The 2,638-nt window shown below is 63.1% G+C and carries 2 protein-coding genes and 1 pseudogene; all 3 read right to left on the bottom strand.

Annotation, left to right across the window (positions count from 1 at the left end; genetic code table 11):
- Window positions 1-368 (bottom strand): annotated as a pseudogene (locus L979_RS11250) (hypothetical protein); the annotation flags it as partial.
- 217 nt (window positions 369-585) lie between these two features.
- Window positions 586-1,947: an Ig-like domain-containing protein gene (locus tag L979_RS15940; protein ID WP_047692305.1), complete on the bottom strand. Its 1,362-nt coding sequence runs from the start codon at window positions 1,945-1,947 to the stop codon at window positions 586-588.
- Between the two features lie 125 nt (window positions 1,948-2,072).
- The coding region (locus L979_RS11240) for a class F sortase (RefSeq protein WP_047692304.1) at window positions 2,073-2,638 on the bottom strand (566 nt) is incomplete at its 5' end.

Genomic DNA, 2,638 nt, shown 5'->3' with positions numbered 1-2,638 from the left:
GGCTTGTGGCGGCCAATCTGCATTTGGATTTTGATGGCTCGCGGAAGCCCGGCCCACCCGATCGCGCGCACGTAGTCGGGCACGTGCTTGACGTAGCTGCTCACGGAGGAGGACATGGTGTCGCCAGGGGCCTCCCACGTAGCGACTCCCAGGATCCTGCCGTCCTCCCGGATGGTGTCCACCAGCCCGGCTTCAATGGGACCGGAGGCCAGGATGGCGCGGAACAGGTAGAACGCACGGCGCAACATGTCCTGGTCATCAGAGGGTTGCAGCACCGCGCGGGACGGCGGATCGAACTGGAAGGACTGCGCCAGGAGGCGGGCGAGATCATCGATGTCTGCGCGGGAGGCAGGCGTGACGGTGGGCACGATGGCCTTTCGAGAGAAGTGAAGAGTATGTTCCGTCATTATTTCAACAAGGGCGCAGCGGTACCGGACGCACGGCTTGTGCAGGGGTGAACATCTGGGGCCGGCGGCGCCGGTGTGAACACGCAACAACGGGTGATCCAGGACTTACGGTCCGGAACCACCCGCTGTTGTTCTCTGGTCACAGCCGGTACGGACTCCTCAGATGCTCACCACGGTCTCAGCTCTGGGAACGACGACGCAGTACCCACGTCCCGCCGGAGACCACAGCCAGCGTCACGGCACCGCCGATGATCCACGCCGTGGGACCGAATCCGCCGTCCTCGCCGGCCAACCCGGTTCGCACCAAGATGGGCTTCTCAGGCTTGGTGCTGGGCTGCGCGACAGGTGAGGGTGAGTGGGTTCCAGCCGGTGAGGCGGCCTCTGATGCGGGGGTGGTGGATTCCGCCGTGGGTTGCGCAGAGGGCTTGTCCTCCGGTGTGGGTGTAACCGAGGGCTCCTGAGTGGAGGTCTTCGTGGGTTCCGGGGTGGGCGTCACCGACGGTTCGGGGGTGGGGGTCGGCTCCGGAGTTGGGGTGGCCGTGGGTTCAGGGGTCTCGGTGGGCTCAGGTGTGGGGGTCACCGTGGGCTCAGGCGTGGGCTCCGGCGCTGGCGGCAGCGGGTTTCCGCCACCGGTTCCGTCAGCGCCGTAGAGCACAGACACTCCGGTGCCATCCGTGGCTCCCTGATCGGCCGTCACGGACCACCCGTTGTGCAGCAGACCGTCAGCGGGGTCAAGGGTGATCCCGGCGCTGACGTCAACGTCGCCTTGGATCAGGACAAGTTGATCGGCCTCAATGTCACCCAAGGCAACGGTCCAACCTGCGGGGTCGCAGGTGAGGACGTCGATCTGGCGCGGTTCCCACCCGGTGGGGTAGGCACCGTCAACGGAGACACCAACCGCACCCCGCAGCGAGCTGCAATCGATCTGATGACCCTGGGGAGTGTCTGACACCACCACGTTGGTCAGCGGGCCGGGAACCTGAACACTCCACGAGTTGGTCCCGGCGTCATTGACCCAGCCGAATTTGGAGGGTTGGGTGATGTCGCCGATACCGGAGGGCTCGCTGGGAGTGATGGTGGTGGTGGACGTGCCCCAGGCAATCACAATCGGAGTGCCCGGTGTGGCGGACTCGTTGACCGTGGCGTTGAAGCGCAGCTGGCCCTTGAGGTTCACCGGATTCTGCGTCACATAGTCGCTGAGGGTGACCACCACGTTGCCGCCTTGGACATTGGCCGTGGCCACCACGGCACCACTGTCACTGAGGACGTCGAACTGGGTCTGCATGGGGGACAATTCAGGCGGCAGCTCCAGGGTGAAGGTGTCACCGGGCTGGGAGTGGTCCGGCACAGCCCACTGGGCCACCAGTGTGAAGGAATCACCCACACGGATGGCGCCCTGTGTCTCCACAGAGGTGACTGCATCCGGTATGTCGGTTGCCCAGGCAGCCCCGGAAAACGTCAAGGGTGCTGCGGCAAGGGCCAGAACAGAGGCCAGGCCGGCAACGCGCACGTGCCGGCGGTGGTGAATGGCAAGGGACATGGCGTTTCTCCTTGAGTCGCAACAGTTGAACCCCTGATCCCATAGGGACTCAACCGCTGACATGACCATGCATTTGCCCCACGACAAATGCGTCATTCAACAATATCAGCGTGCCAATCTTTGCACTATGGTTGCGGTACTGCGGTGACCACATGATTCTTGTCGAATGATAAGTTCTCTTGGTTGTCAATCGATGCCTCGCAGGTGATCAGCACCAATTCCCGGGGACCTTGGGTATCAGTCAATGTAAACAAGTGGGAAAGCTCATTTTGGGGGACACTTGAACTTGATGTGACTTTCCACGACTGCAATGCCCCTGACTGGTCCGTGGTCAGCACCGTCATACCGGGCTGAGCGTTGTAGAGGTTGGACATGGGTGCCCAGGACCCATCCGCCCAGTTCACGTGCCCCGCCACAACTGTGGTGCCTTGGGTACTGCTCACTGACGACGACGACGTCAACCAACCCGCTTGGAACGACACCGGCAGGTCCATCTCCTGAGTGGTTGCATCCAAACTGACCAGTCCGCGTGGAACCATCGGAATACGCAGGTCAGCGGCAGGAATGGCCAGCTCAGAGGGGTGCATGGTGGACCAGTCCTGGTTGTCCGCCCCTTGCCCGCCGCCGGCGGAAATCCTGCTGAGATCAATCCCGTCCATGCCCACTGTGGGCAAGCCGTCGTCCGTGGCTT

This window comes from Kocuria sp. ZOR0020, from assembly GCF_000800955.1.
GTDB lineage: Bacteria > Actinomycetota > Actinomycetes > Actinomycetales > Micrococcaceae > Kocuria > Kocuria subflava.
This window is presented reverse-complemented; position numbering and strand designations above follow the sequence as displayed.

Excerpts from the sequence above, each read along its gene's own strand:
- L979_RS15940 (WP_047692305.1), bottom strand. The coding sequence starts at position 1,947 with ATGTCCCTTGCCATTCACCACCGCCGGCACGTGCGCGTTGCCGGCCTG.